The organism is Frankia sp. AgB32 (assembly GCF_023243045.1).
Taxonomy (GTDB): domain Bacteria; phylum Actinomycetota; class Actinomycetes; order Frankiales; family Frankiaceae; genus Frankia.
Window position 1 is genome coordinate 1 of record NZ_JALKFX010000026.1, and the last position, 22,445, is coordinate 22,445.

General features: G+C 71.4%; 16 protein-coding genes and 1 pseudogene. 6 read left to right on the forward strand and 11 right to left on the reverse strand.

All coding sequences use genetic code 11. The annotated features are described in order from the left end of the window. From MXD60_RS10425 to MXD60_RS10480, 11 genes and pseudogenes are all read right to left on the reverse strand, one after another. A partial coding sequence (locus tag MXD60_RS10425) for a YopA family protein (protein WP_248818817.1) occupies window positions 1–1,345 on the reverse strand: 1,345 nt, incomplete at its 3' end. Between the two features lie 316 nt (window positions 1,346–1,661). After that, window positions 1,662–2,837: pseudogene (locus MXD60_RS10430) on the reverse strand (ISAs1 family transposase). Window positions 2,838–3,011: 174 nt separating this feature from the next. After that, a complete protein-coding gene (locus tag MXD60_RS10435) occupies window positions 3,012–4,691 on the reverse strand; it encodes a hypothetical protein (protein ID WP_283098153.1) in 1,680 nt (559 codons plus the stop codon). Between the two features lie 34 nt (window positions 4,692–4,725). After that, window positions 4,726–5,154 carry a helix-turn-helix transcriptional regulator gene (locus tag MXD60_RS10445; RefSeq protein ID WP_248818819.1) on the reverse strand — a complete coding sequence of 143 codons (429 nt, stop codon included), beginning with the start codon at window positions 5,152–5,154 and terminating at the stop codon, window positions 4,726–4,728. A 79-nt stretch (window positions 5,155–5,233) separates the two neighbouring features. Beyond that, complete coding sequence (locus MXD60_RS10450; RefSeq protein WP_248818820.1) at window positions 5,234–6,781, reverse strand: hypothetical protein; 1,548 nt, start codon at window positions 6,779–6,781, stop codon at window positions 5,234–5,236. Continuing rightward, a complete protein-coding gene (locus MXD60_RS10455; protein ID WP_248818821.1) occupies window positions 6,778–7,161 on the reverse strand; it encodes a hypothetical protein in 384 nt (127 codons plus the stop codon). Before MXD60_RS10455 ends, MXD60_RS10450 begins: the two co-directional genes overlap by 4 nt. Continuing rightward, the gene (locus tag MXD60_RS10460; protein WP_248818822.1) at window positions 7,158–8,240 is read right to left on the reverse strand and encodes a hypothetical protein; all 1,083 of its coding nucleotides are present in this window, start codon (window positions 8,238–8,240) and stop codon (window positions 7,158–7,160) included. Before MXD60_RS10460 ends, MXD60_RS10455 begins: the two co-directional genes overlap by 4 nt. After that, window positions 8,237–9,790, reverse strand: a complete 1,554-nt coding sequence (locus MXD60_RS10465) for a hypothetical protein (RefSeq protein WP_248818823.1) — start codon at window positions 9,788–9,790, stop codon at window positions 8,237–8,239. Before MXD60_RS10465 ends, MXD60_RS10460 begins: the two co-directional genes overlap by 4 nt. Continuing rightward, complete coding sequence (locus MXD60_RS10470; protein WP_248818824.1) at window positions 9,787–10,836, reverse strand: hypothetical protein; 1,050 nt, start codon at window positions 10,834–10,836, stop codon at window positions 9,787–9,789. The genes MXD60_RS10465 and MXD60_RS10470 overlap by 4 nt, the downstream gene beginning before the upstream one ends. 179 nt (window positions 10,837–11,015) lie before the next feature. Then, entirely contained in the window at window positions 11,016–13,058 is a 2,043-nt protein-coding gene (locus MXD60_RS10475; RefSeq protein ID WP_248818865.1) for a type IV secretory system conjugative DNA transfer family protein, read from the reverse strand. Between the two features lie 26 nt (window positions 13,059–13,084). After that, window positions 13,085–13,909 carry a hypothetical protein gene (locus MXD60_RS10480; protein ID WP_248818825.1) on the reverse strand — a complete coding sequence of 275 codons (825 nt, stop codon included), beginning with the start codon at window positions 13,907–13,909 and terminating at the stop codon, window positions 13,085–13,087. Window positions 13,910–14,295: 386 nt separating this feature from the next. On the opposite strand from MXD60_RS10480, the gene MXD60_RS10485 reads away from it, so the two are divergent. The 6 genes from MXD60_RS10485 to MXD60_RS10510 all read left to right on the forward strand — a co-directional run bounded on the left by MXD60_RS10485 (window position 14,296) and on the right by MXD60_RS10510 (window position 22,422). Continuing rightward, on the forward strand, window positions 14,296–15,489 hold the full coding sequence (locus MXD60_RS10485; protein WP_248818826.1) for a toprim domain-containing protein: 1,194 nt from the start codon (window positions 14,296–14,298) through the stop codon (window positions 15,487–15,489). A gap of 108 nt (window positions 15,490–15,597) precedes the next feature. Beyond that, window positions 15,598–16,842: a helix-turn-helix domain-containing protein gene (locus MXD60_RS10490; protein WP_518467700.1), complete on the forward strand. Its 1,245-nt coding sequence runs from the start codon at window positions 15,598–15,600 to the stop codon at window positions 16,840–16,842. A gap of 28 nt (window positions 16,843–16,870) precedes the next feature. Next, the gene (locus MXD60_RS10495) at window positions 16,871–17,494 is read left to right on the forward strand and encodes a 2'-5' RNA ligase family protein (protein WP_248818828.1); all 624 of its coding nucleotides are present in this window, start codon (window positions 16,871–16,873) and stop codon (window positions 17,492–17,494) included. 222 nt (window positions 17,495–17,716) lie between these two features. Then, window positions 17,717–17,884 carry an FxLD family lanthipeptide gene (locus MXD60_RS10500; RefSeq protein WP_248818829.1) on the forward strand — a complete coding sequence of 56 codons (168 nt, stop codon included), beginning with the start codon at window positions 17,717–17,719 and terminating at the stop codon, window positions 17,882–17,884. 90 nt (window positions 17,885–17,974) lie between these two features. After that, entirely contained in the window at window positions 17,975–21,127 is a 3,153-nt protein-coding gene (locus tag MXD60_RS10505; protein WP_248818830.1) for a lantibiotic dehydratase, read from the forward strand. Then, window positions 21,124–22,422: a lanthionine synthetase C family protein gene (locus MXD60_RS10510; protein ID WP_248818831.1), complete on the forward strand. Its 1,299-nt coding sequence runs from the start codon at window positions 21,124–21,126 to the stop codon at window positions 22,420–22,422. Before MXD60_RS10505 ends, MXD60_RS10510 begins: the two co-directional genes overlap by 4 nt. The last annotated feature ends 23 nt before the right edge of the window (window positions 22,423–22,445 follow it).

Here is a 22,445-nt window from a genome sequence, read left to right on the forward strand (position 1 = left end):
CCCAAGGAACCCGCCGAAGGGTATTTTCTCCATCAAGCAGCATCAATGAGTCCTCCACCATACCGCTGTAGCCCACCCAGTGCAGTATGAGAAACTGAAGGTAGCTTTCAAGGAGCAACCATGCCTCAGCTACAAGACCCTTTCGCCCGTAAAGCGTATTAGGATCCTTGGGATGCATCAGGCGGTTACGGACAAGCGCGAGTGCCCGTGGCCCATCTTTGGGATCATTTTTATCATCCTTCTGACAACCAATCAAATCCCGCAGGGACGGCAGGCTTACTGGCACGCCACAGGGAATGGACGCTTCATCTAGAGCCATGCGAATTCTCTTACTTGCATTCAACTTGCGGTCATACATCTTTTCGTCGAACCCATCTTCGACAACATTTCTCTGCCAGCCAAGCTGTTCAAGCGCAGCAAACCCGACGGTTATCCGTTCCTCTACAAATCCACCGTGAGTTGACGCCAAGTACCCCTGAATGATCAACCTGGCTGCCATGCTCCACTCTGGATGCAAGACACGGCGCCCCACTCGGTCAATGATTTCCTCGATCGGTCCGAGATGCCTTCCCCACCACCGAGGCACGCCGTCGAACGCATCCGCTCGACGTACACCCCATTCCCGCCACACAACCATGCCAGAGGAGTCCGCTCCTGAGGAGAGGCTCGGAGATGCCCACCGGCTGAGCGCAAATGACGCCGCAAGTTGGTATGCAAAGAGAATCGGCTCAACTTGCGCCGAGGTGAAAGGCGTACGATCGCAGCGCCGAAGTCTGGCAAGATGAGTGACCGCATATCCATAGCTTTCGCGGAGATCCTCAAGAGTCTCTTTAAGGTCGGGCCGGGAATCAACGATCATTTCCCAGCCGTCCAAAATCCACCGCCTACGCCCAGGCCAACGGTGACCCTCGATGCCATCGGGCGGATCGAGCGGCAATCCATCACCCATATTATGAAGGTTCACCCAACGCAGATTCACATAATTCGCCGCCTGGTCGGGCTTTCCAGCAACGAGTCCCATTCCTGCTCGACCACCAAGCTTACGGTCGCCACCAGGAAATCCGTTGAGGCCGTCAAGCTGCATGTCGGAATATGCGCCGTCGGAAGTAAGCGTGAAACCGTACTCGCCATCTCCGAAAATCAAGGTAAATGGTAAATCGGCACCGAACTCAGCCTGCCAGCGGATCAAGCGGCGCGGCGACCAGCACGCTTCCACGACCAGCCGGCACTCCAAGCCCGTCTCCTTCTCGATCGCAGTGCCGTCGTAGAGAACCTCATTGGCGCTCATTCGGCTGAGACTGAAAAGTGCCGGGTCGGGCAGATCGAACTCGTCGAGGTGGCTCACTGGTCGCCCTTTTACTCTAGAGATCATTCTGATTCTGAAGATTCTACTCTGGAGCAGTCAGGCTGATACGCCCAGGTGGCCTATCTCCCGCTCCAGCACCCATGAGAACGCCACCCCGCTCTTCGGGCTCCGGTACACGCACGTGGGCTGAGAACCGGCGATGAAGTCGAGGACGTTGGCGTGCCGGATACCGCACTCGCCGTAGTTATTCGGGCTGGACGCGTTCGCGAGTCCAGATACGGCAGCGCTGACTGCCGGCTTTGAAGATCGTAATCTGGTCCCGGGGTGTACTCCAGGGCAGCGGCAAAGTTGCTGGTTAGCAACTCAAGTTCATGATCGTGGTGAGTGGCCGTTCGGGTCGGCGGGCGTGGTGGCGTAGTGCCTGGGCGATGTTGGTGGCGCCGGACAGACGCAGGATGGCGATCGCGAGGTTGCGGAGGCTGGCCATGACCTGGGGTGCGTTGCCGGTGCGGGCGCGGTGGTGGTCCTCGTCGTAGGTGACGTCGCGGACCCAGTGCAGTCGGTTCTCGATTGACCAGTGGTCGCGGGCGAGGTCGGCGAGCAGGGCGGGGCTGGCCTGGTGGGTGGGCAGGCTGGTGATCGCGTGGACGGTCTCGGTCGTGGTGGGTCCGCCGCCCACGGACCGGCGGCGGGTGATCTGGATGGCCTGGACGGCGTGCGGGAAGTCGATGCCGGCGCGGACCTCGGTGGCTTTCACGGTCCGGGTTTCGAGGCGTCCGTGGCCGCGGTCGCGGGTGCGGGCCCGGGTGGCGACCTGGCTCCAGGGCAGGGCTGTGATCTGGGCCTACAGCGTCGGCTGGTTCACTTTCGCGATGAGGATGTAGTGGACGCCGCGCTCGAGGAGCCAGGCGGCGGTGTCGCGCTGGGTGTGCAGCGCGTCCGCGGTCACCACCGCGCCGGCCAGGTCGAGAGCGTCGAGCAGTGCTGTGAGCTCGGGAATCTCGTTCGTCTTCGCGTCGACGCCACGCTGGGCGAGGACAACGTGGTGCCGCTGGTCGAACGCGGCGAGCAGATGCCGGCCGGGTGTGTCGCCATGGCGTGAGCCGCGCAGGGTTTTCCCGTCGACCGCGATCCGCCGCCGCTGTCCCGAGGTCGGCGTGGTCATGGTGGTGGCCCAGGTTCCGAGGGCCGTGTCCAGCGCGTCGGCGTCGAGGCGGGCGAGGACCCGGCGGAACGTCGAGGCGTCCGGGACCCGCACGATCCCCAACGTGGCCCGCACGGTCTCGCCGGCGTCCGCGGCCCACTCGGCGATCGCGGTGAACGACCGGGCCCCCGCCAACACCGCGCACGCCGCCAACGTGAGTACGACCGGCAGCCGGTGCCGCGTTCCGCGCCGTTTCCTCGGGTCGTTGACCTGCGCGAACACCGCCAGCAACCCCGTCGGCGACACCGGGGGCGATGCCGCGCCGGCCACAGCCGACGCCAGCTGATCCAGAACAGGGGCAGGCGGAGATGATGGTGCGGCGGGCATGGCACCTAGGGACGATCAGGATGGCCTAGGAACCTCCATGATCACCCGGGGGTCATGCTCGTCCCGTTTCCAGGGCGAGAACCCGCCAGGTCCTCACACCCCAGCTCCACCGCAAGCCCGCGACACGCCCCACCGCCAGCTACCCAGCAAACTTGCCGCGGCCCTGGGGTGTGCTCAAGGCGTGATGTCCGAGATGTCTCCCGGCGGGGCCAGGGGCCGTGGTGGCAAGGCAGCGCTCGGTAGCTCGGGCGCAGGGTGTAGGCCAGCTGTCGCGTTGAGGTGTTCGGGGGTGTGGATGGTGGCGAGGGCGGCAAGGGTGATGAGGGTTTCGGTGCCGTCGAGGTCGATCCAGGGGTGGTGGGCGAGGAGGGTGCGGAGGGCTTCGGGCGTGTGGGTGACGGCGGTGGAGAGGGTGGTGATGTCGACGTGCAGGGTGCCGTGGCGAGGGTCGTCGATGCGCAGGGTGCCGTCGGCGGTCTCGGTGAGGGTCGGGGTGCGCCCGCCCGGCCTGGCCGTGTCGGCGGAGGTGGGGTTCGTGTCGGGTAGGCCGAGGAGGTCGTGGTCGGGGCTGGGTGCGTGGCGTTGGACGAGGTAGAGGGCACGGGCGTGGTGGGGGTGGGGGTCGGGGAGGCGCAGGAGGTGGGTGATGGTGGAGGCGCCGTGGCTGGTGGCGGTCTGGTAGGCGCCAGTGATCAGGCTTTGCTCGACCAGGCCGATGGGTTCGTAGCCGGTGCCGGCGGATGCGGGGCGCAGGAGGGCCTGGTGGGCGGTGAGGTTGTGCAGGGCGCGGGCGTTGCGGTGGGCGATTTCGGGGAGCAGGAGGGTCGCGGCGCGCATCACGTCGAGGGCGCGCAACAGGTCGCGGCGGGTGGGGTTGGTGGGGATGCGAGTGCTCGCGGCCAGCAGGCGGCCGGTGGCCTGGACCAGGGCGGGGATGTCGTCGCCGTCGACGCCGCGGGTCGTGGTCTCGCGGAGGAAGGCACGGACCGTGCGCCACGAGGTGGTGGTGGCGGCGGTCTGGTCGCCGGCGAGGTCGAGGCGGGCGCGGGCGGGGCCTCGGGTGTGGCTGGCGGTGCGGCGTAGGAGCAGCTGGGTGCGGTCGGTGATGCCAATGGCCAACGTGGCGAAGGCGTGCAGTGCACTGGGGCTGATGAGCGCGTCGGGTTCGCCGAGGTGATGCAGCCGGTGTCGGACCTGGTGCAGGGCCCGGTCGAGGGGTGGCGCGGTGGGGTCACCGAGGAGTGGGCCGATCGGGTCGAGGGCCTGGTCGCCGTGGCGGTCGAGGCGTTCGCGGGACATCCGAATGGGTCCTGCGAGAGTGCCGAGCTGGCTCAGGATGCGGATGGCCGGGATGACCGACGGGTTCGGGTGGAACCGGGCCAGCAGGGGCGGTAGGGCACGGGCGGTGAGGGCGGCGGGGAGGGTGATGTCGGTGAGGCGGGTCATGGCGCCGCGGACGGCGAGGGGGTCGCCGAGGATGACGGCGTCGAGGCTGTTGTGGTGGCCGGTGCGGTCGACGTGGGACGCGAGCAGGTCGTGGGCGGCGCCGAGGGTGTCGGCGGCGCGGTGCCAGGGGGTGCGGCCGGGGGTGGGTTGGGCGTAGAGCTGGTCGGCGAGCAGTGTGGTGGTGACGAGGCGGTTCACGAAGGGGGTGGAGCGGCCGCTGCTGGCGCCGAAGGGGGCGTCGAGGAACTTGGCGTGGCGTCCGGCGGTGGCGAGCAGGCGGCCGATGCCGGCGGCGTGGTCGAGGATTTCTCCGAGGCGGGCACTGGCCCGGGGTGGGTTTTCGGCGGCTGCGGAGGCGACGCGGGCGGCTTCGTCCGCGAGGCTGCCGTAGGTGAGGGGCTCACGCATCGCTCGCCGCGAAGGTCCGGTTCACGGTGGCCGCTCACGTGTCCGGCTGCTCGGCGCCCAGGCCGAGGGCGTCGAGGAGGTCGACGGTGCGGACGCGGTGGAGGCGGCCGTAGCGGCGGATGGGGCAGGGGAAGTCGTCGGTTTTGGCGAGGCTGTAGGCGAGGCTGCGGCCGATGGTGAACAGCCCCGCGGCGGTGGGGAGATCGACGACGGGTGGGAGGCGGTGGAGGCGGGCGGCCTGCCAGGCGGCCCAGCCGGCCCGGTCGAGGCCGAGGGTGTCCAGGACGTCGGCAGTGCGGACGCGGTAGAGCCGGCCGTAGCGGCGCACGGGGCACGGGAACTCGTCGGCGCGGGCGAGTTCGTAGGCGAAGGTGCGACCGATCCCGAAGAACGGTGCCGCGGTCGGCAGGTCGAGGACGAGGGGTAGGCGTCGGAGGCTTTCGGGTGTTACCGGCGGGTACATGGGTGCTTCTCTCGGCGGTCGAGATGCGACGGCGGCGACAGGCGGCAACGCCGGCCGGGGATCCGGCGCGACGGTGCGGTCACATGCCGGGGATGGGAGGTCCAGGCCAGGCGGGTAGATCGGGCAGGGGGATGGACGGTTCCGGCCGGGGCGGCGCCGGTCCGGCCGGCGTGGGCGGGCGCAGTTCCTGCGGGTCAACGGCGAGCGCGCGCCGCAGGACGCGGTCGGGAAATCGGCCGAGGAACGCGACCGCACGGGTGGGGTGCGGGGTGATGTGCCAGCCGGCGAAGCGGGCGTGGGCCTCCCTGGAGGCCTCGCCGAGGAGTTGGCGGACCTGGACGGCGTCCTCCGCGGCCGGGTCCCACCGGTGGGTGCGGGCGTCGAGGTCGGCGTCGGACGGAGCGGCGTGACGCACCGCGTCGGCGAGTGCGGCGCTGTCGCCGTGGGCGAGCCGGCTGCGGATCTCGCCGGTCATGGTGTCGGGCAGGACGCGTTCGACGAGTTCGCGGTGGTGGCGTTCGTCGGGAGTGCCCAGTAGCCAGCCGTTGCGGTCGCAGACCGCTTTCAGCGCTGTGTCGGTGAGTTCGACGGGGTGTGCCGGCGGCGGGAACCGGTGGGCGACGGTTTGCAGGTCGGCGAGGCGCACCTGTCCCGGCCCGCGCAGGACGAGCTGCGCGGCGAGGGTGGGGTGGGTGGCGTGCAGGACGCCGAGGGCGAGCAGCACCGTGTCCCCGCGGCCGGGCTGGGCGTGGGCGAGCCAGCGGCGGCCTTCGGCGGCGGTGAGGACCGCGGCGTCCAGCTCGGCGACGGCGTGGGACATGCCGTGCCAGCCGACGAGGTCGGCCCGCTGCGGGTGGATGGCGGCGTCCGGTCCGTGGACGGCGGCGGGTTCGGTGAGGATCACCTCGGCGGGGATGCCGTGGGTGAGCGCGTTCGCGAGCAGCCACAGCCGGGGCAGGTCGGGATCGGCGACCGGAATGCTGTCGCGCAGGTGGGCGCGAGCGAGGTACGTGTCGAGGGCCAGCGGGAGGTTCGCGCCGTGCAACGCGTTCAGGCTCGCCCGCCCCTCGGCGCGACCAGGGCGCACAACCCGGCGGCCGGCGGCCGGCGGTGCTGAGGCGCGGGCGATGAGGGTGCCGACGCCGAACGCGACGTCGAGGAACATCGCGGATTCGAGGCGATGCGAGACCGCGATGCGACGCACAACCGCGAGCTGGCCGCGGGCCGGCTTCCCGCGGACATGGGTCGCGGTCTCGTGCAACGCGGGGAGCAGCCGGCCAGGTGCGACAGTCGGCCGGGTGGGGTCCGGGCGGGGGTGGGTGCGCAGGTCGTTGATGATGTCGGCGGCGCGGCGGCGGATGTCCCGGCCGCGCGCGAGCGCCGGTGGGGTGTGCGCGGGCCACATGGTCGTGGTGCGGGACAGACCGAGAGTTCTGTCGTGGACCGTGGCCGAGCCGACCCGCCGGGGCCTGGTGCCCGTCCACGGCAAGCGGGCGTGCGCGAGATCCCGTTGCCCGCGCGGACTGCCCTCACGGTCGAAAAATCCGTGGTCGCGCCGCCCGAGCGCTGCCCGGTTGACGTCAGGCGGGAGGCGCCGGCCGGGCAGGCCGTCGTCGGCCGTGCTCATGGCAGGCCGTCGGGTCGAATGGCGGGGGCACTCTCGGCGCGTTCACGGGCGAGCCGATGGGCACGGATCCATGCGGCTGCGGCGAGCTCGTTGGGTTCGGGTTCCCCCGAGCTGCGGACAAGGCGCCAGCCGTCTCGCTGTTCACGCAGCTCAAAGACGGCGCTCGGCGTTTCCAGTGCCACCACACCGGTATGCGCCAGATAGGAGATGATCTTCGAGGAGGACGATTCCTCGTAGCGATGTCGCACCGCGACGGCGGCGAGCGCGACGAGTGCGTCCGGATCGTGGCCGAGGTGGTCGGGCACGGTGAGGACTACGGGCCGGCCGAGGACGCTGACGTCCCACTCGGGCTCGGGCGCAGTGGATTCGGGGCTGGTCACAGTGGTCCATCCAGATCGGGGCCGTCAGGGACTTCGGACGGCGGTGCCGTTGACGCCTGTCCGGGTGACGGCGGTGGTGGGTCGGGGGGCGCGGGGTCGGCCGGGCCGGTCGCGGCCGGCGGCTGGTCGGAGGGCGGCGGCCCGGATGGTGACGCGGTCGGCGTGGCCGGTCCGGGGGGCGGTGCAGCGGCGTGCACGTCGGGGAGGTGGGGCAGGTGCAGGGCGGCGAGGGCCGCGAGGGTGATCGGGGGCTCGGTGCCGTCGATGCCGCGGACGAGGGGCCGCAGCTGGTCGACGAGATCGTCGGCGCGGAGGGTGAGCGCGGCGGCGAGATCGTCGGCGGGGACGTGCAGCCAGCCGAAGCGGGGATCGCTGACCGTGGCCATGTCGCCGTGCCAGGTCAGCGATACAGATGCTGGAGGCTGGGCTGGTTCACGCCAGGCCCGGTCCCGTGGCGGATGGCCGCCTTGGCTGCCCGCCGGGCCCCTGGGCTGCGTAGGGTCGGTCGGATCGCGGGCCAGCACCTGAGCGGTGAGGGCATGCTGCGCGGCGGCGTAGGCAGCGGTTACGCCGGGATGCGGGCCGTGCAGGACGAGCGCGCCGCGTTCGACGGCATGGAGGTAGCCCCACCATTCGACGACGTTGACCGCCGCCGGTGGCGGCTGCGGGGCACCCGCGTGGGAGGCCGACGATGGGACGTCTGCGAGCTGTGGTCGGGTGACAGCGCGGAATCCGACGACGTCGCCGAGGTCGACGAGCTGTGGGAGCTGCACACCGCGTCCGTGCGGCCCGCGTTCCCAGGGGATGTACGCCCATCCGTTGGGAGCGGTCGGCTCGGGCCAGAAGGTGGCCGCGTGGACCGCGGATCCCGGCGGCGGGGTGAATGGCAGGTCCAGCATCACGCCGCTGGGATGCAGCCGGGCGACTTTGAGCCGCGGACCAGCGAGGTCGGACGTGCGCAGCCGGCTCCCGGGGATGTCGGCCCTGTCGAGATCGGGATTCGAGCCGACACCGGCGGGAGCGGAATCGTGGTTGAGCGGCGGCGGATCCGAACCGGGTTCCGGCGGCGGTGCGGTCACAGGTCGAGGCCCATCGGTCCGAGCCCCGGCGCGTCCGGTGGTTCCGGACTGCGCGGGTAGGGCAGGCTCGCCGGCCCCGTGGTGCCTGGAGCCGGCGGCAGGCCGAGGAAGTCCTCAGGGCCCGGGCTGGCGGTGAGGTCCTCGGTACCCGGGATGGCTGGGAGGGCCGGATGGGTGGCCGCGAGCGGGGTGGAGGGATCCAGGATCTGGTCCGGCGAGTGCAGTTCGTGCCGGACGAGGGCGGCCGCGACCGCCGGCCGGACTTCGGGCATCACGGCGATCTCCCGGACGGCGACGAGGATCTCGCCGCCGATCAGTGGCACCCTGGCCGCCTCGCGGGCCTGCAGCAGCGGATCGATGGTCGGCCAGGCGGTGCCGGTCAGCGCGATCACGTCGTTGGCGTCGAGCCGATGGCAGGCAGCCGGATCGTCGATCGGCTGGATGTCGTAGGCGAGCCGGCCGTCGGTGTCGACGGCGCGCAGGACCCGGCCGCGGTCGAAACGGGGATCGTCGACGGTGGCGACCGTGGCCCCGAAGGTGAGGACCACCGGCCCGTCCGGCCCGTCGATCACGGTGTCCTTCGCCGCCAGCGTGTCCCGAACCCGCGCCGCGTCGGCGTACAGGACGTAGTCGGGGTGGCGGTGGCCGGGATGGCCCGGTAGATCGGCGACGTCCGGACGCCACAGGTAGCCCACCGTCCGGCCGCCTCGCACGACCGGCCCGCGGACCGTGCCGGTCGCACTCCGCCCGCCCGACATGCGCACGCCGATCCGGGTGCCCGGCGAATAGGGCGGGGCCAGACCGAGGGACTGCAACGTAAGACGTTCCCGCTGGACGTCCAGGAAGCTCTGCTGGGGGAACGACAGCTCGCGACGGTCCCACTCCCGGTGGACGACCCGAGCGATCACCTCGCGGACGGCATCATCCGACCAGGGATCCCACTCGGGCGGGATCATGGCGTCGTCGCCGGCGAAGACGACGTTCGCGCCCAGGCAGACCCGGTAGGTCAGAGCGAATCCCGCGCCGTCGAGGTCGCCCTCATCGTGGCGGGCGCTGACGATGTCGACCCGGAAGGGGTCCTGCTGCCAGGTCCGAAGCGGCGGGTCGGCGTGCAGCAGCCGGCCGTAGGTGGCCGCCCCGCGACCTTCCACGTCGACCTGGCTGGCCCGCCAGGGGCGTTGATCCTCGTCGAGGCCGACGTCCAGGAGAAGCTGTCCGTGCGCGGCCTGCCAGCCGCCGACCGGCCCCGGCCAGACGAGGTCATCGCGTGACACAGCTGTGGCGAGCGCCGCGTCGACGGCCACAGGGAGCGGAAAGCCGAGGGTCTGCTCGAGTTCCGGGAGACTGCGGCGGACGACAGTGGCAGTGACAGTGGTGGAGTCGTTCTCGGCGTGCCAGCGCACCAGCTGCGCGGTGATGGTCGCGGCACCACGGGCGTCCCTGGTGGGCAGGAACCGCCACCAGCCGCTGGGCACGCCGATGCGCGCGGGCGCCAGGTCGATGAGGTACGAGTAGGAGCCGACGGGATCCCTGGGAGCAGGAGCGGTCATCCGCCGGCTCCCCCCAGGCCGGCCGCGATCTGCGGCTGGATCGTCGGCGTCGCCGGCAGCGGGCCCGGCGCGGCCGATCCCCACAGGTCGAGGTTCGCGTCCAGCTCCGCCGGCTCGGGGAGCTCGGGCGGCTCGGGGAGCAGGCTGGCGCGCACGGCCGACGCGGGGCTGACGATCCCGCCACGCAGCACCCCACCCGGGCCCAGGAGGCCGCCCGGCAGCGACGACCGGTCGGGGATCCACTGATAGGACCGCGCCGGCTGATCCGCGCCCCGGATCGCCGCAGTAACCGTGCCGGTGAGAAGCCGCCCGTCGGGTACCCGCACCTCGACCCGCTCATCGGGAGGGAACGGCCCGGGATTCTCCGCGACCAGGCTCAGCAGCTCGTCGCGCCGCGGGAAAAGAACCTGCTGCCCCGCGGTCGGCGGCGTTTCCAGGTCAGGGCTGGTCAGCATCGCCACCAGGCCACGGATCGTGTCGCTGCTGCGCACCACGATGTCGGCGGGTACCTCGATGTCGTTCCCGGCCAGCAACACCCGATCATTCAGTGACAGCCGGTAGGTCAGATCCCGGCGGCCATCCTGAATTTCTGAACCGAGCGCAAGGACGTCCAGTCGAAAAACATCAGACGGATCCTCAAGGCCGGCCTGCTCCCAGCGCAGAAGCACCGACGATCCGGCCAGGGACTGGTGGTATGTAAGCGGCCGCCCACCGGGAAGGCGCACCAGATCCGAGCCCCGGGGCATCCGATCCGCGTCCAGGCTCAGCTGATCTGCCCCACGCGCAGCGACCCTGACGCCGTTGACCGTGCCGTTCAGCGGCACGATCACGATTCCCGTCCGCAGGGCCTGGTGAATCTCGTCGCCGAGCGCCACCCCGATCCGCGCTTCCAGCTCCCAGCTCGACGACGCGGCCACCGTGTACGCAGGAGCGGTGAACCGCGCCGCCAAGTCCACCGGGGCTGGACAGTGGAGGGCGACACACAGCCGGGATGGCGGGTCGATGCCGATCAGCCACTCTCCCGACGGCGTCTCGACCACGGCCACCGGGGGCCTGCCACCACCTGCTGCGACCGTGTGCGATGCCCCGTCGGCAGCGAGCCGCACCCGACTGACGGCGGATACTCGCGCCGGGCAGTCAAGATCGGCTCGGTGGACGACCTGAACCCCCTGGCGCGAGCGCGGCCCAGGCCGCAGGGACCCCCGACGCGGATACTCGACGGCCTTCACGCGCCGACTCCGTGACGGTCACACCACCGGCGCAAGGCATCACGCACCACCCGGAGCAACCAGCCTTCCGCTGTCGGACGCTGGACCACTACTGGCGGCGCGGGCGGCGTCGTCTCGCCGGCCGCCAGCGCGCGAAGCGCGGGGTCGCGGAACCAGTACCGGCCGTGCAGATGCACCGGCGGAAGGGTGTTGTGCAGCAGCAGCGCCTGACCTGGCGCCACCTGGCGCAGCAGATGCGCCGGGAGGAGTTCCAGCCTGGTCGGCGCGTCGTTGACGCCCTGCCGTCCTCCGCCCGGCGCGCTGTCGCTGGACACGCTGCGCGCGGCGACGTGTTCCTGCCCGAGCAGCGAGGCGGCGTAGTCCAGGGTTGATTTGTCTGACAGCCCGGAGAAGAAGACCTTCGTGACAGCGTTGGAGACGACGACGTCGGCCTTGTTGCCATAGGCGGCGTCGATTTGTGCCTTGGACTGGTAGACGAGCATCAGCTGAATGCCCATGCCCGCACAGGTCGAGATCCGTCCGGGCAGGTTCTTCATCGGCCAGTTCCCGGCCTCGTCGATGACGACGAGCAGCGGCGGGTCCAACGGCCTGCCCGTCGCCCCGACCCGGGCGTACACCGCGCGGATCAGGTCATCGACCAGGCCTCCGAGTACCGGCGCCAACCGCTCCGCACCATCAAGATCCGCGCACAGATAGACCGTGTTCGCGCTTCGCCGCCGCGGCCCGCCATTCACCCCGGCGCCTTCGGAAGAGCTGGGGTCGAGCGATGCGCCCGTCGATGGCTCGGTTCCGTCCAGGAGGCGATCGAGCTCGTCCTCGAACGGGTCATCGAGGAGGGAGACGAACGCCGGGTCGGGTTCCTCGCCGAGCAGCCAGTCCAGGTCGATGTCGGAGCCGTCGGCGGAGCGGCGTACCGACGGTTCCTGCCACGGCCGGATCATCTGCCGGGCCACCAGAAACACCGACGAGATCTGCTTCGGATCCGTCTTCCACACCGCGGTCAGCCCGGCCAGGACCTGCTCGCCGTCCGCCCGGATCACCGGATCGTCGTGGCGGGCGAACGCCTGCGCGAAGCGCATCACGCCGTCCCGATCCATGCTCGTCGTCCACCCAACCACCGAGCCCATGCCCAGCCCCGCGGTGGCCGCGACCCAGAACAGCAGCCCGAGCAGGTCCTCACCCGCGGCGGTCCAGAAACTCATGTCCGACCCGGCCGAGGTCCAGTCGGTGCTGTTCGCGATCGACCGGGCCGCCTGCCGTGCCCCCGCAAGGTCCACCGACTCCGCCAGCGGCGACCAGGTCGCCGACTCCTCGCCGGTGATCGCGGTCGGGTCGAAGACCCGCACCTCCCCCACCGCCCGCCGACGGCGAATCGTCGCGGCCAGCAGATCGTTCTTCACCGACAGAGCGATCAGCGGTCCGTCCCACTCCAGAATCGCCGGCACCGCCAACGCCGCCGTCTTCCCGCACCGGGACGGGCCGATGACCAGCACCGCACCGCGATCACCACGGCGCCGCGCGACATAGGGATGCAGCACCGTCGGCACCGTGTCGTCCACGGGCAACGACGCGTCCTCGGTCGCCACCAACCGGTTGAACACGCCCCGGCGGGCCCGGCCGAGGATCACCCGGCCCCGCACCGGCCCACCCACCCACATCGGCGAGATCTCCCAGGGCCGGGCGAAACGCGCCTCCGGATCCAGTCCCATCCGCCGCCGGCGAGCCACCCCGACGTCGCCCTGCAACAGCAGGTACAGCAGCGTGCTGAGCAGCAGCGCCACGGCGACCGGTAGCGCCGTCCCAATCCAGTACGCCGTCGGCCCCGGCAGCAGGACCGCCTGATCCACAGGCCACGCCCACGCCGGATCACCCGGATGCAGCGCCAGACGCGGCAACGCCACGATCGTCGAGCCCAGCCCGACCGACATCGGTTCGTGTGCGCCGAACAGCAGCGCTGACACCTGCGCGCCCATCCAGACACCGCCCAGCAGCGGCATCATCAGCGCGATCAGGAGCAGCACCTTCGAGTTCGGCATCATCGCCGTGCACGACTCCCCCGGGCCGATCACGCGGCACCGCCCGCGATCCGACCCGCAGCCACGGGAGCACGCTCCGCGTGATCACCGTCGGCGGCGGGCAGGATGACTGCCCGCACCGCCCGTACGGCGGCGTCCCGACGCAGCCGTACGCCGCGATCGGTGATCCCCGCGCTTGCGGCAACCTGCTTCTGGCTGCGCCCGGCCACCGCGAGCTTGGCCAGCAACTGCAGATGCCTGAGCTCCACCCCGCCCGCGACGCTCTCGGCCAGCACGTCCAGCAACTCGGCGCTGGAGCCGCCGCGGTCCCATCCCGCCACCGGCCGGCCGTCCAGACCTGCCGGCGCATCCGGGATCAGCTCCAGGTAGACGGTCGCCCGGTCCATCCGCGGGCGGTAGCCGAATACCCGGTACACCGTGTCCAGCACCACGTTCACAGCGATCTTCCGGGGCCGCCGGTCCAACGGAAACGTACAGATCACCAGCCAGGCCGCCCCGACCAACTCAGCCAGCACCTCGCTGAACCCCGCACCCGTCACGCCCGACACACCGGCACCACCGCCTCGGCGGGCCCGCTTCGCGGCCTGCACCGTCAGCGCCGGCATCACCCGCTCCAGCACCACCCGCGCCGCCGCCCGGTCACCGGCCCGCGCGAACGCGATCAGCGCGGCCAGCCGCCCATCCGCCACCGGAACCGGGACCGCCCGGTCCCGACCGCATGCCGCCAGCAGATCCGTGACCGACCCGCAGCACCCGGCGAGCGCAGGCTCGCCCGCCCAGCGACGCAGCCCCCGCGTCGCCTCGGCCCCGACCGACCAGCTATCCCAGTCCGCCTGCCACCGGCGAACCGCCATCGTCCGCGGCTCGAACCGCCGACGCTCGACACCCAGATTCGTGTGATCCGACATGACACCAGACGGTCCGAACCAGCACCATCCGCCACGTCATCGCCGCCGTCTTCGGCCACGTCATCGCAGGCAGCACCCGCATCGGAGACGTCCTCGTGGACGTCACCGCCACGCTGGAAACCAGCGTCGCGTCCGCGGCGGACGGCAGTCGTGATCGCCCGTTCGATGCGATCATTTAGCTGCAGGGATCACCCGGGCTGGCGGCGGACCGAGCGATCCACCGGGCCGCAGGCAGACGACGGCAGGACGTTTCCGGCGGTCGTCGCCTTCCGCATCGACGTCGCCCACTCACACAGCACCATGAGTCCGCGTATTCGGAAGGAGGCGGTCCGGTGCCGCCGGTCGACCGGGATGCCGTTCTCGACGCCACCGACCTCCGCGCGCTCGCCACCGAGATCTGCGGCGAGCCGAAAGGGCAAGGTCGGGGCACTCGCTGGCACTGTCCGAACCCGGCACATCCCGACGAGCATCCCTCCATGGGCATCTACCAGGGCTTTCGCAGCCAGTGGCGGTGGAAATGCCACGCCTGCGGAGAAGGTGGCACCGCCATCGACCTGCTCGTCATCGGCGCCGGCACAACCGTGCGAGAGGCGCTGCTGGACCTCGCGGACCGAGCCGGCATCGCCCAGCGTCCGGTGCCACGCCGCCCGCGCGCCCGGGCTGCCAGAGCGCCCGTGCCGGCGGAACCTCCCCCATCAGGAATCCCGGTGGCTCCGGCAATCGGCGAGCTCGTGACCGCCGCCGCGGACCTACTCTGGCAGCCGGTGGGGGCCGGTGCGCTGCGTTACCTCCACGGCCGTGGCTTCGCCGACGAGCTGCTCCTCGCGAATCGCGTCGGCTTCGATCCCGGGCCTCGCCAGCTCCCCCGCCCGGACGGACTGCCCCATGCAGGCCCCGGCGTTGTCTTCCCCGTCCTACACCCCGACGACGGCCAGACCATCTACTACCAGCTTCGCTACCTCAATCCAAGGCACCGCCGCCGCTACGACCAGCCCGCCCAGGAACTCGCGCCGAATCCCAAAGTCGCCCACCTCGCCACCACCCGACCGGCCCAACCCGGAGTCGCCGTCGTCTGCGAGGGATTCCCCGACGCGCTGACCGCCGCCCACACCGGACTCGCAGCCGTCGCCCTCCTCGGCACCGCCCACGCGAGCGCCACCGGAGCGCCCGCACTCGCCCGCCGCCTCATCGAGGAATGCCCCGGATCCGCGTTCGTCATCTGCTTTGACGACGACACCGCCGTCCAGCAGGACAAGCTCCCCGCCGGCCAGAACGCCGCTCTCCGCCTCGCCGACGAACTGGCGCACCGCGGACACCTCGTCCTCAACATCCAAACCCCGGCGGGGATCAAGGACCTCAACACCTGGTGGCAACAGGACTCCAACCTGGTCAGCGCCACCTTCAGCAGCATTCCCGCCGCCCTGGCCCACCCGGCAGCTGTCCCACCAGTCGGAGGACCCACCGTTTCACCGATCGAAGCTGTCCCCGACCATCCCGTGCTCGAGCACCACCTGCCGGATGTCTGAGGGACCCTTCGACAGATCCGCCGACGGGGCGGGACGTCGCCGGTGGCATGGGTACGGAGAGAATGCTGGTAGTGACGGTGACGGCCGTCTGCGGGAGGTGCGTCGGCAGTGGCGGTGGCGAGGTGGTCGGGTCGGCAGACCCGGGCGCTGCGTGAGGCGCGGCGGATGAGCGTACGTGCCTTCGCCGCGCATCTGGGTGTCGCCGTCGCCTCGGTGTCGAACTGGGAGCGACGCGGCGCGGATATTCGACTGCGGGACGAGACCGCGGAGATCCTGGACCTGGATCTGCGCATGGCTGACGAGGAGGTCCGTGCCCGGTTCGACGCGGCGCTCGCCGACCGCCGCCTCGGCGAGGTAACGCCGGGCGATCCGGGGCCGGTGGTGGACGAGAATGTCAGCGAGGTGCTCGAACGAATCCATCGCCGCGGTCGCCAGGTCGATCCGGAGATCCTACGCCGGCTAAGCAACGAGGTCCTCGACGTCGTCGCCCGGTACGAGGAGTTGGATCACGCGGAGTTCGTTCCGGAGCTGCGTCGCCAGCGGGTCCAGGCAGAGTCGCTGATCGACGTCTGCGGGCGGCCTGAGCAGCGTCGGCAACTGTTCGAGGTGGCGTGTGCGGCGTCCGGCGTTCTCGGGTACGTGGCGGTGGGGCAAGGCCGGTTCCCGCTGGCAGAGGCGTACTGCGCGGAGGCGTTCCAGCTCGGCGAGTGCGCCGAACGGGCGGAGCTGATGGCGTGGGCTCGGGGGCTGCAGAGTTTCTGCGCCTACTACCTGCAGGATTACACCACGGCGTTGGACCTGGCAGTCGACGGGCTGCGGCATGCCGGCGCCGGGCCGCAGAGCGTGCGGCTGGCGGTCAACGGGGCGGCCCGGGCGATGGGCAGGCTTGGCGACGCCCAGGGTGTTCATCGCCTCGTTGGGGAGGCACAAGAGATGCAGTCCCGCCACGACGTGCCGCCGGGAATCGCGTCGAGCATTGGTCTTGGCTGTTACAGCGAGGCGCAGGTGTCGAGTAACGCGGCCACCGCCTATCTGTCGCTGGGAATGCCGAATCAGGTCCGGCGCCATCTGGACCGGGCGCTGCCTGCCATCGACGCGGCCGGGTCGCCGTGGGGTCGCGCCCTCGTCAAGATCGATCTGGCGACCGCGGTCACCCAGGACCGACAGGCCGATCTTGAGCAGGCGTGCGGGCTGGTCCTAGCGGCGTTCGAGGACGCCGGGGACCGGCCGGTCGTCTCGATCCAGCAGCGCGCGGTCGAGTTCACTCGCTACGCGACGCAACGGTGGGGGCAGGTTCGTGACCTCGACCCGGTCCACGACGCCACGTCCCGCTTCTGGGGTGCGCGTGCCTGACGGCGCCGAGGACCGTGGCGCCCCTGGCGTGGCCGATCAGTTCTGGCAGCTCGACCGACTGCACAACCACTGGGGCCGGCCAGGTGAACGCCGCTCCTGGCAGTGGTATCTGACCTTCGAGGACTGCCCGGACCTGCACGCGCTGGTCGCACGTTGCCAGGCGGCGGTCGCCTTCCCCTTCTACGACCTTGTGCCGGTGGACGGGCTGCACCTCACGCTCGGCCGCATCGCGCGCAGCAGTGAGATCAGCGCCGATCAGGTGTCGGCGGTCGCGGCCGCCGCCGCCCGGGCCTGCGCCGCCCAAGGCCCATTCGACATCACCGTCGGGGCCCTGGGTGGCACCGGCGGTGCTCTTGGTTTCGCCGTCGAGCCCACCGAACCGCTGTGCCAACTCCGCGAAACGCTCCGCCTGGCCACCCGCGCGGCCCTCCCGGGCCTGCCTCCGATGACGCGGCACTTCGAGCCGCATCTATCGCTCGCCTACTGCAACACCGATGACGTTCCCACAGCCCGGGCCCACGCCGCGGTCGAGACGTTGCGGGCGCTCGCGCCTGTCACAGCCAGCATCACCGGGGTGGCGCTCGTGCACCTGGAACGACGCGAACGGGCCTACGCCTGGCGGCCGGTCGCCAGGATCTCCCTTCCCGCCTGAACTTCGCCGCCATCCCAGGACCGACTCCGCCGAGTCCGCGGCGAGCCCTCTGGACGCTCCCACACGGGTGTCGAAGACCAGGACAAGACCAGTACAGCACCGCCTACCTGTCGGATGTCACGCACGGAAAGATATCCCTTACACCCGGCAGGCACTGGAGCGCATCGCGCGAGCGCTATTCGCCGGCGCGTCACGAGCCTGCCCTGTTCGAAGGGAGTTCTGATGACCATCTCCACCGCGTCGCCGCTATCGGCGGTTACTCCACCTCCGGCGGCCACGATCGATGAGTTCGATCTGGACATACGGATCGTCGAGCGCGGCCCGGTCGCGGCCGCGCTGTTGGGTGACACCGACGACGGCTGCGACACCGTCCGCGGCAGCAACTGCTGACCGGCATCGCGGCCCGTCCCGGCATCGCGCTGGGACAGGCCGCGGCGTCCTCACTCCTGTCGATTTCGAGGTGAAGGCGGTGACGATCCGGTGCGTGGGCACCCCGGCTACCGGCCGGTCGACGGCGCGCTGCTGCGCGCCAGCGTGGCCGTCGAAACCGGCGCCGTCCCAGGCTGGCCGGACAGCGGGAACGGCGCCGACGCAGATGCGTGGCAGAGCTGGATCAGCCAGGCCTGGGCGATCGATGAGATTGCCGCCGCGGTGACGGTGGCGAGCCCCGTGCTGGCCGACCGGGCCGCCGCCGCGCGGGCCGGCGCAGTCCTTGATCCGCAACGGCTACGGCGGATAGCGGTGTCGCTCGCCGGCTACGTCACCCGTCTGTACGGGCGGGCCACGCCTTTCGGCCTGTTCGCTGGCGTCGCGCCATTGCGGCTCGGCGCGCGCGCCCAGGGCCTGGCCTACGAGTGTGAGGGTGGGCATCGGGCTGTGGTGCGGGCCGACGCGGACTGGCTGGCGTCCGTGATCGCTCAGCTGGAGTGCAGTCCTGCTCTGCTGGATCGCCTCCCCGTCGTAGCCGACAACCTCGCCGAGGTGCGGGGCAGCCGGCTGGTCATGGCCCGGTCGGCGTCCGCGGACGAAGGGTCGGGGACAACGGCGAGGGCGACAGCGACAGCGTCGCTTCGGTATACGGCGCCGGTTCGGTTCGCGGTGGACGCCGCCCGCTCGCCGGTTGCCGTCCATGTGCTGGTCGACAAGCTTGCCGCCGAGTTCCCGCAGGCCGGAGAACCAGCAGCGCGAGAGCTGGTGACGAGCCTGGTCGCGACAGGAGCGCTGATCACCAGCCTGCGGCCGCCCCTTACCGCGGTCGACGGCCTTGACCATCTGCTCACCGCGCTGGCGGCGGTGAAGGCAGTGGAGGTGCCCCAGGCCGCGCAGGTCGTCCGCGAGTTGGCGGCAATCCGGGAGTCGATGGCCACCCAGCCTGGGTCGGCAACCGGCGACCCAGCAGCCAGGTTGGCCGCGCGGATGCGCACGCTGGCGAACTGCGAGGGCCCGTCGCCACTGGCGGTGGACCTGCGGCTTTCGACCGGCGTCTCGCTGCCGGCCGCCGTTGCGGCGGAGGCAGCATCGGCGGCGAGCGTGCTGGTGCGGCTCAGCGCCCACCCGGAGGGGCCGCCGACGCTGCGGGAGTATCACCAGCGGTTCCTGGCGCGTTTCGGGCCAGGGGCAGTCGTGCCCGTGGTCCAGCTCGTGTCCAGAACACGCGGTCTGGGGTATCCCCGTGACGATCGCGATCCACGAGGCCGGCAGCGGATGCCGGTCGGCCGCCGAGACGAGGTGCTGCTGGCGCTGGCTCAGCAGGCCGCGCTGGACGGCGTCGACGAAGTCCTGCTGGACGAGGACACGATCGGCCGACTCACGTCCGCCCCGGCCACCGACCGTGGGGTCGGGCTTCCGCGCAGCGCGCCGCATCTGGACGTGTGTGTCGAGGTCCTCGCGGCCTCGGCGGCAGCGCTGGACGCCAGGGACTTCCGGCTGTCGGTGACGGGGATCGGCCAGTCGGCGATCGCGACCAGCGGCCGGTTCCTCTCCGTGCTGCCACGCGCCGACCAAGAACGGCTCGTCGAGTCGTATGCGGCGCTGCCGGTCGCGGTGGACGGCGCGTTCGCGGCGCAGGTGTCGTTTCCGCCGCGCCGCACGCGGGCGCGCAACGTCCTCGCCGTCGCGCCGGTACTGCCCGCGGTTATCAGCCTCGGCGAACACCGGACTCCCGGCGCAGGCGACCTCGACCTGCCCGATCTGGCGGTCACCGCGGATCTGGACCGGATGTACGTGGTGTCGCTGTCGCGGCGGCGGGTGGTCGAGCCGACGCTGGTGTGCGCCGCCGCGCGGCACGTCGTGCCGCCGATGGCTCGGCTGCTGGTCGACGTCGCCCGCGCCACCTCGGCGCCGGTGGGGCTGTTCGACTGGGGCGCCGCGGCGGGACTGCCTTCCCAGCCCAGGCTGCGCTATGGCCGCTCGATCGTCGCGCCGGCGCGCTGGCGCGTTCCGCGCGGCGCGTTTCCCGGCGCGGACGCGCCGCTGTCGACCTGGCTGGCGGCAGTGGGCCGGCTACGGGAGCGGCTGCGGCTACCCGAACGGATCGCCGTCGGTGTCGCCGACCGGCAGCTTCGGCTGCGGCTGGACGACCCGATGCACGTCGACCTGCTCCGCGACCATCTCCGCCGCTCCGCGCCGAAAGCGCTCCTGGCGGAGTCGATGGTGACGCTGACCGAGGCGCCGTCCGAGGATGACCTCGGCTGGTGCGCGGGCCGCGCTAATGAGGTCCTGATCCCGGTAGCAAGCACCGCGACACCTGCACCCGCTCCCCCAGTCCTGGCCTGGCCCGGGACACTGCCGCTGCTTGACCCGGGCGACGACGTCCTGCCCGGCGCGGGAACGCTGTACGCGAAGGTGTACGGCGACCCGGACGGATTCACCAGCATCCTGATCGACCACCTCCCGGCGCTGCTGGCGGACTGGGACACCGCGCCCTGCTGGTGGTTCGTCCGCTACCGCGACCCGGTACCGCACCTGCGCATGAGGCTGCGCGCCGCCGACTATGGACGCGCCGCCGCCCACGCCGGCGCGTGGGTCACCGGACTGCGCCGCGACGGCCTCGCCGACACCCTCACCCTGGACACCTACCGGCCGGAGCCGGCGCGCTACGGCCGGGGAGCTGCCCTGGCCGCCGCCGAGGAGCTCTTCGCCACCGACTCGGCCGCCGCACTCGCCGAGCTGACCGCCGTCGCCACAGTGAAAGGCATTGATCAGCAGGCGCTGACCGCGGCAAGCCTGGTCGACCTCACCATCACCGTCCTGGGCAGCCGGGCCGCCGGACTGGCCTGGCTGGTCGAACACCGCGGCGACACCGGGGCCGTCCCGGTGGACCGCGAGAGCCGGCTTCAGGCACTCCGCCTCGCAGCCACCTATGCGGAGATCAAGCCCCCCGCTGACTCCATGCCGCTCGCGGCCGCGTCCACAGCGGTCGCGTCGGCCTGGCGCGCGCGCCGCGACGCGGCCGGCGCCTATGCCCGGCTTCTCCGTGACGGGCAGGCCGGCCCGACTCCGGACGCAGTGCTGGGATCGCTTCTCCACCTGCACCACAACCGGGTTCACGGTCCCGGCCCAGCGGAAGAGGACCGCACACATCGCCTCGCCCGCGCGATCGCCCTCGCCCACGCCGCCGGAGCACAGCGATGACGCTGCCAACCACCGCCCACAGCGGGCCGTGCCTCGGCGTCGGCGACGTTGACCGCGCGCGTGCGCTCGCCGCCAGCATCGCCGTCGACCTCGCCGACCCGCCGCCCTCTGCCACCGACGAGGACTGCGCCCCGGCAAGTGCCCGGTGGCACCACCAGTCCCTGTCGAAGGGTGCGCCCGGCATCGCGCTTCTCCACGCGCTGCGCCCGTCCACCGCCCGGCGCGAGGAGTCCGTCCACCGGTGGCTGCGCCACGCGACCGCTGGCGGCCTCAGCATCGGCCACGGCGCCGGGCTGTGGTTCGGCGCTCCGGCCATCGCCTTCGCCGTCACCATCGCTTCGCCGCAGCGATACCCGGATGCGCGCGCAACGCTGGATCGAACCGTCGCCGCTCTCACCCGGGCACGCCTGGACGCCGCCTGGGCACGCATGCTCGCGGCTGCGCGGCCTCCGCTCAGCGAGTTCGACGTTGTCCGCGGCCTGACCGGACTCGGCGCTTACCTGCTGCGCGCTGCCCCGGACAGGCCGCTGCTCCGCGACGTCCTGCGTTACCTGGTCGCGCTCACCCGGCCACTGCCCGCGCACGACGCCGCCAGCCCCGACGCCCCCGGCTGGTGGGCCGCCGATCCGCCTCCCGGCAACCCGGCCGATCTCGGCGGCCACGCGAATCTCGGGATGGCCCACGGCATCGCCGGCCCGCTCGCGCTCCTCGCGCTCGCGCTGCGCGCCGGTATCGACGTTCCCGGGCAGGTCGACGCGATCGACCGGATCAGCGACTGGCTCGACACCTGGCGCCAGCCCGCGCCCGCCGGGCCGTGGTGGCCCGAGCGCATCACCGTCGCGGACCTACGGTCCGGCCAACCTACCCAGCCCGGACCGGCCAGACCCTCTTGGTGCTACGGCACCCCCGGACTTGCCCGCGCCCAGCAACTCGCGGCGATCGTCCGCGGCGACCGCAATTGGCAGGCCGCCGCGGAACACGCCCTCACCGCCTGCCTCACCGACCCGCACCAACTCACTCGGCTCACCGACCTGAGCGTCTGCCATGGCTGGGCGGGCGTGGCCCTCACCGCCTGGTTCGTCGCCGCTGATGCCACCACGTCCGGCCCCGCTGCGACGCTGCCTGGCCTCACCCGCGCGTTTCTCGACCACGCGGTCAACCCCGACCCGCCGTCCGGACGGCCGGCACGGGGACTCATCAACGGCCTGGCCGGAGCCGCCCTCGTCGCCGAACTCCTCGCCGCGCCGACCACGACCGGACCCCCGCCCTGGCCCTCCTGCCTGCTCCTCAACTGACCCAACCGACGACAGGACACCCG

Coding starts and splice junctions, on each gene's coding strand:
- MXD60_RS10510 (WP_248818831.1), top strand. CDS start 21,124: ATGACGCTGCCAACCACCGCCCACAGCGGGCCGTGCCTCGGCGTCGGC.
- MXD60_RS10480 (WP_248818825.1), bottom strand. CDS start 13,909: ATGGCGGTTCGCCGGTGGCAGGCGGACTGGGATAGCTGGTCGGTCGGG.
- MXD60_RS10445 (WP_248818819.1), bottom strand. CDS start 5,154: ATGTACCCGCCGGTAACACCCGAAAGCCTCCGACGCCTACCCCTCGTC.
- MXD60_RS10465 (WP_248818823.1), bottom strand. CDS start 9,790: ATGACCGCTCCTGCTCCCAGGGATCCCGTCGGCTCCTACTCGTACCTC.
- MXD60_RS10450 (WP_248818820.1), bottom strand. CDS start 6,781: ATGAGCACGGCCGACGACGGCCTGCCCGGCCGGCGCCTCCCGCCTGAC.
- MXD60_RS10435 (WP_283098153.1), bottom strand. CDS start 4,691: ATGCGTGAGCCCCTCACCTACGGCAGCCTCGCGGACGAAGCCGCCCGC.
- MXD60_RS10475 (WP_248818865.1), bottom strand. CDS start 13,058: ATGATGCCGAACTCGAAGGTGCTGCTCCTGATCGCGCTGATGATGCCG.
- MXD60_RS10500 (WP_248818829.1), top strand. CDS start 17,717: ATGACCATCTCCACCGCGTCGCCGCTATCGGCGGTTACTCCACCTCCG.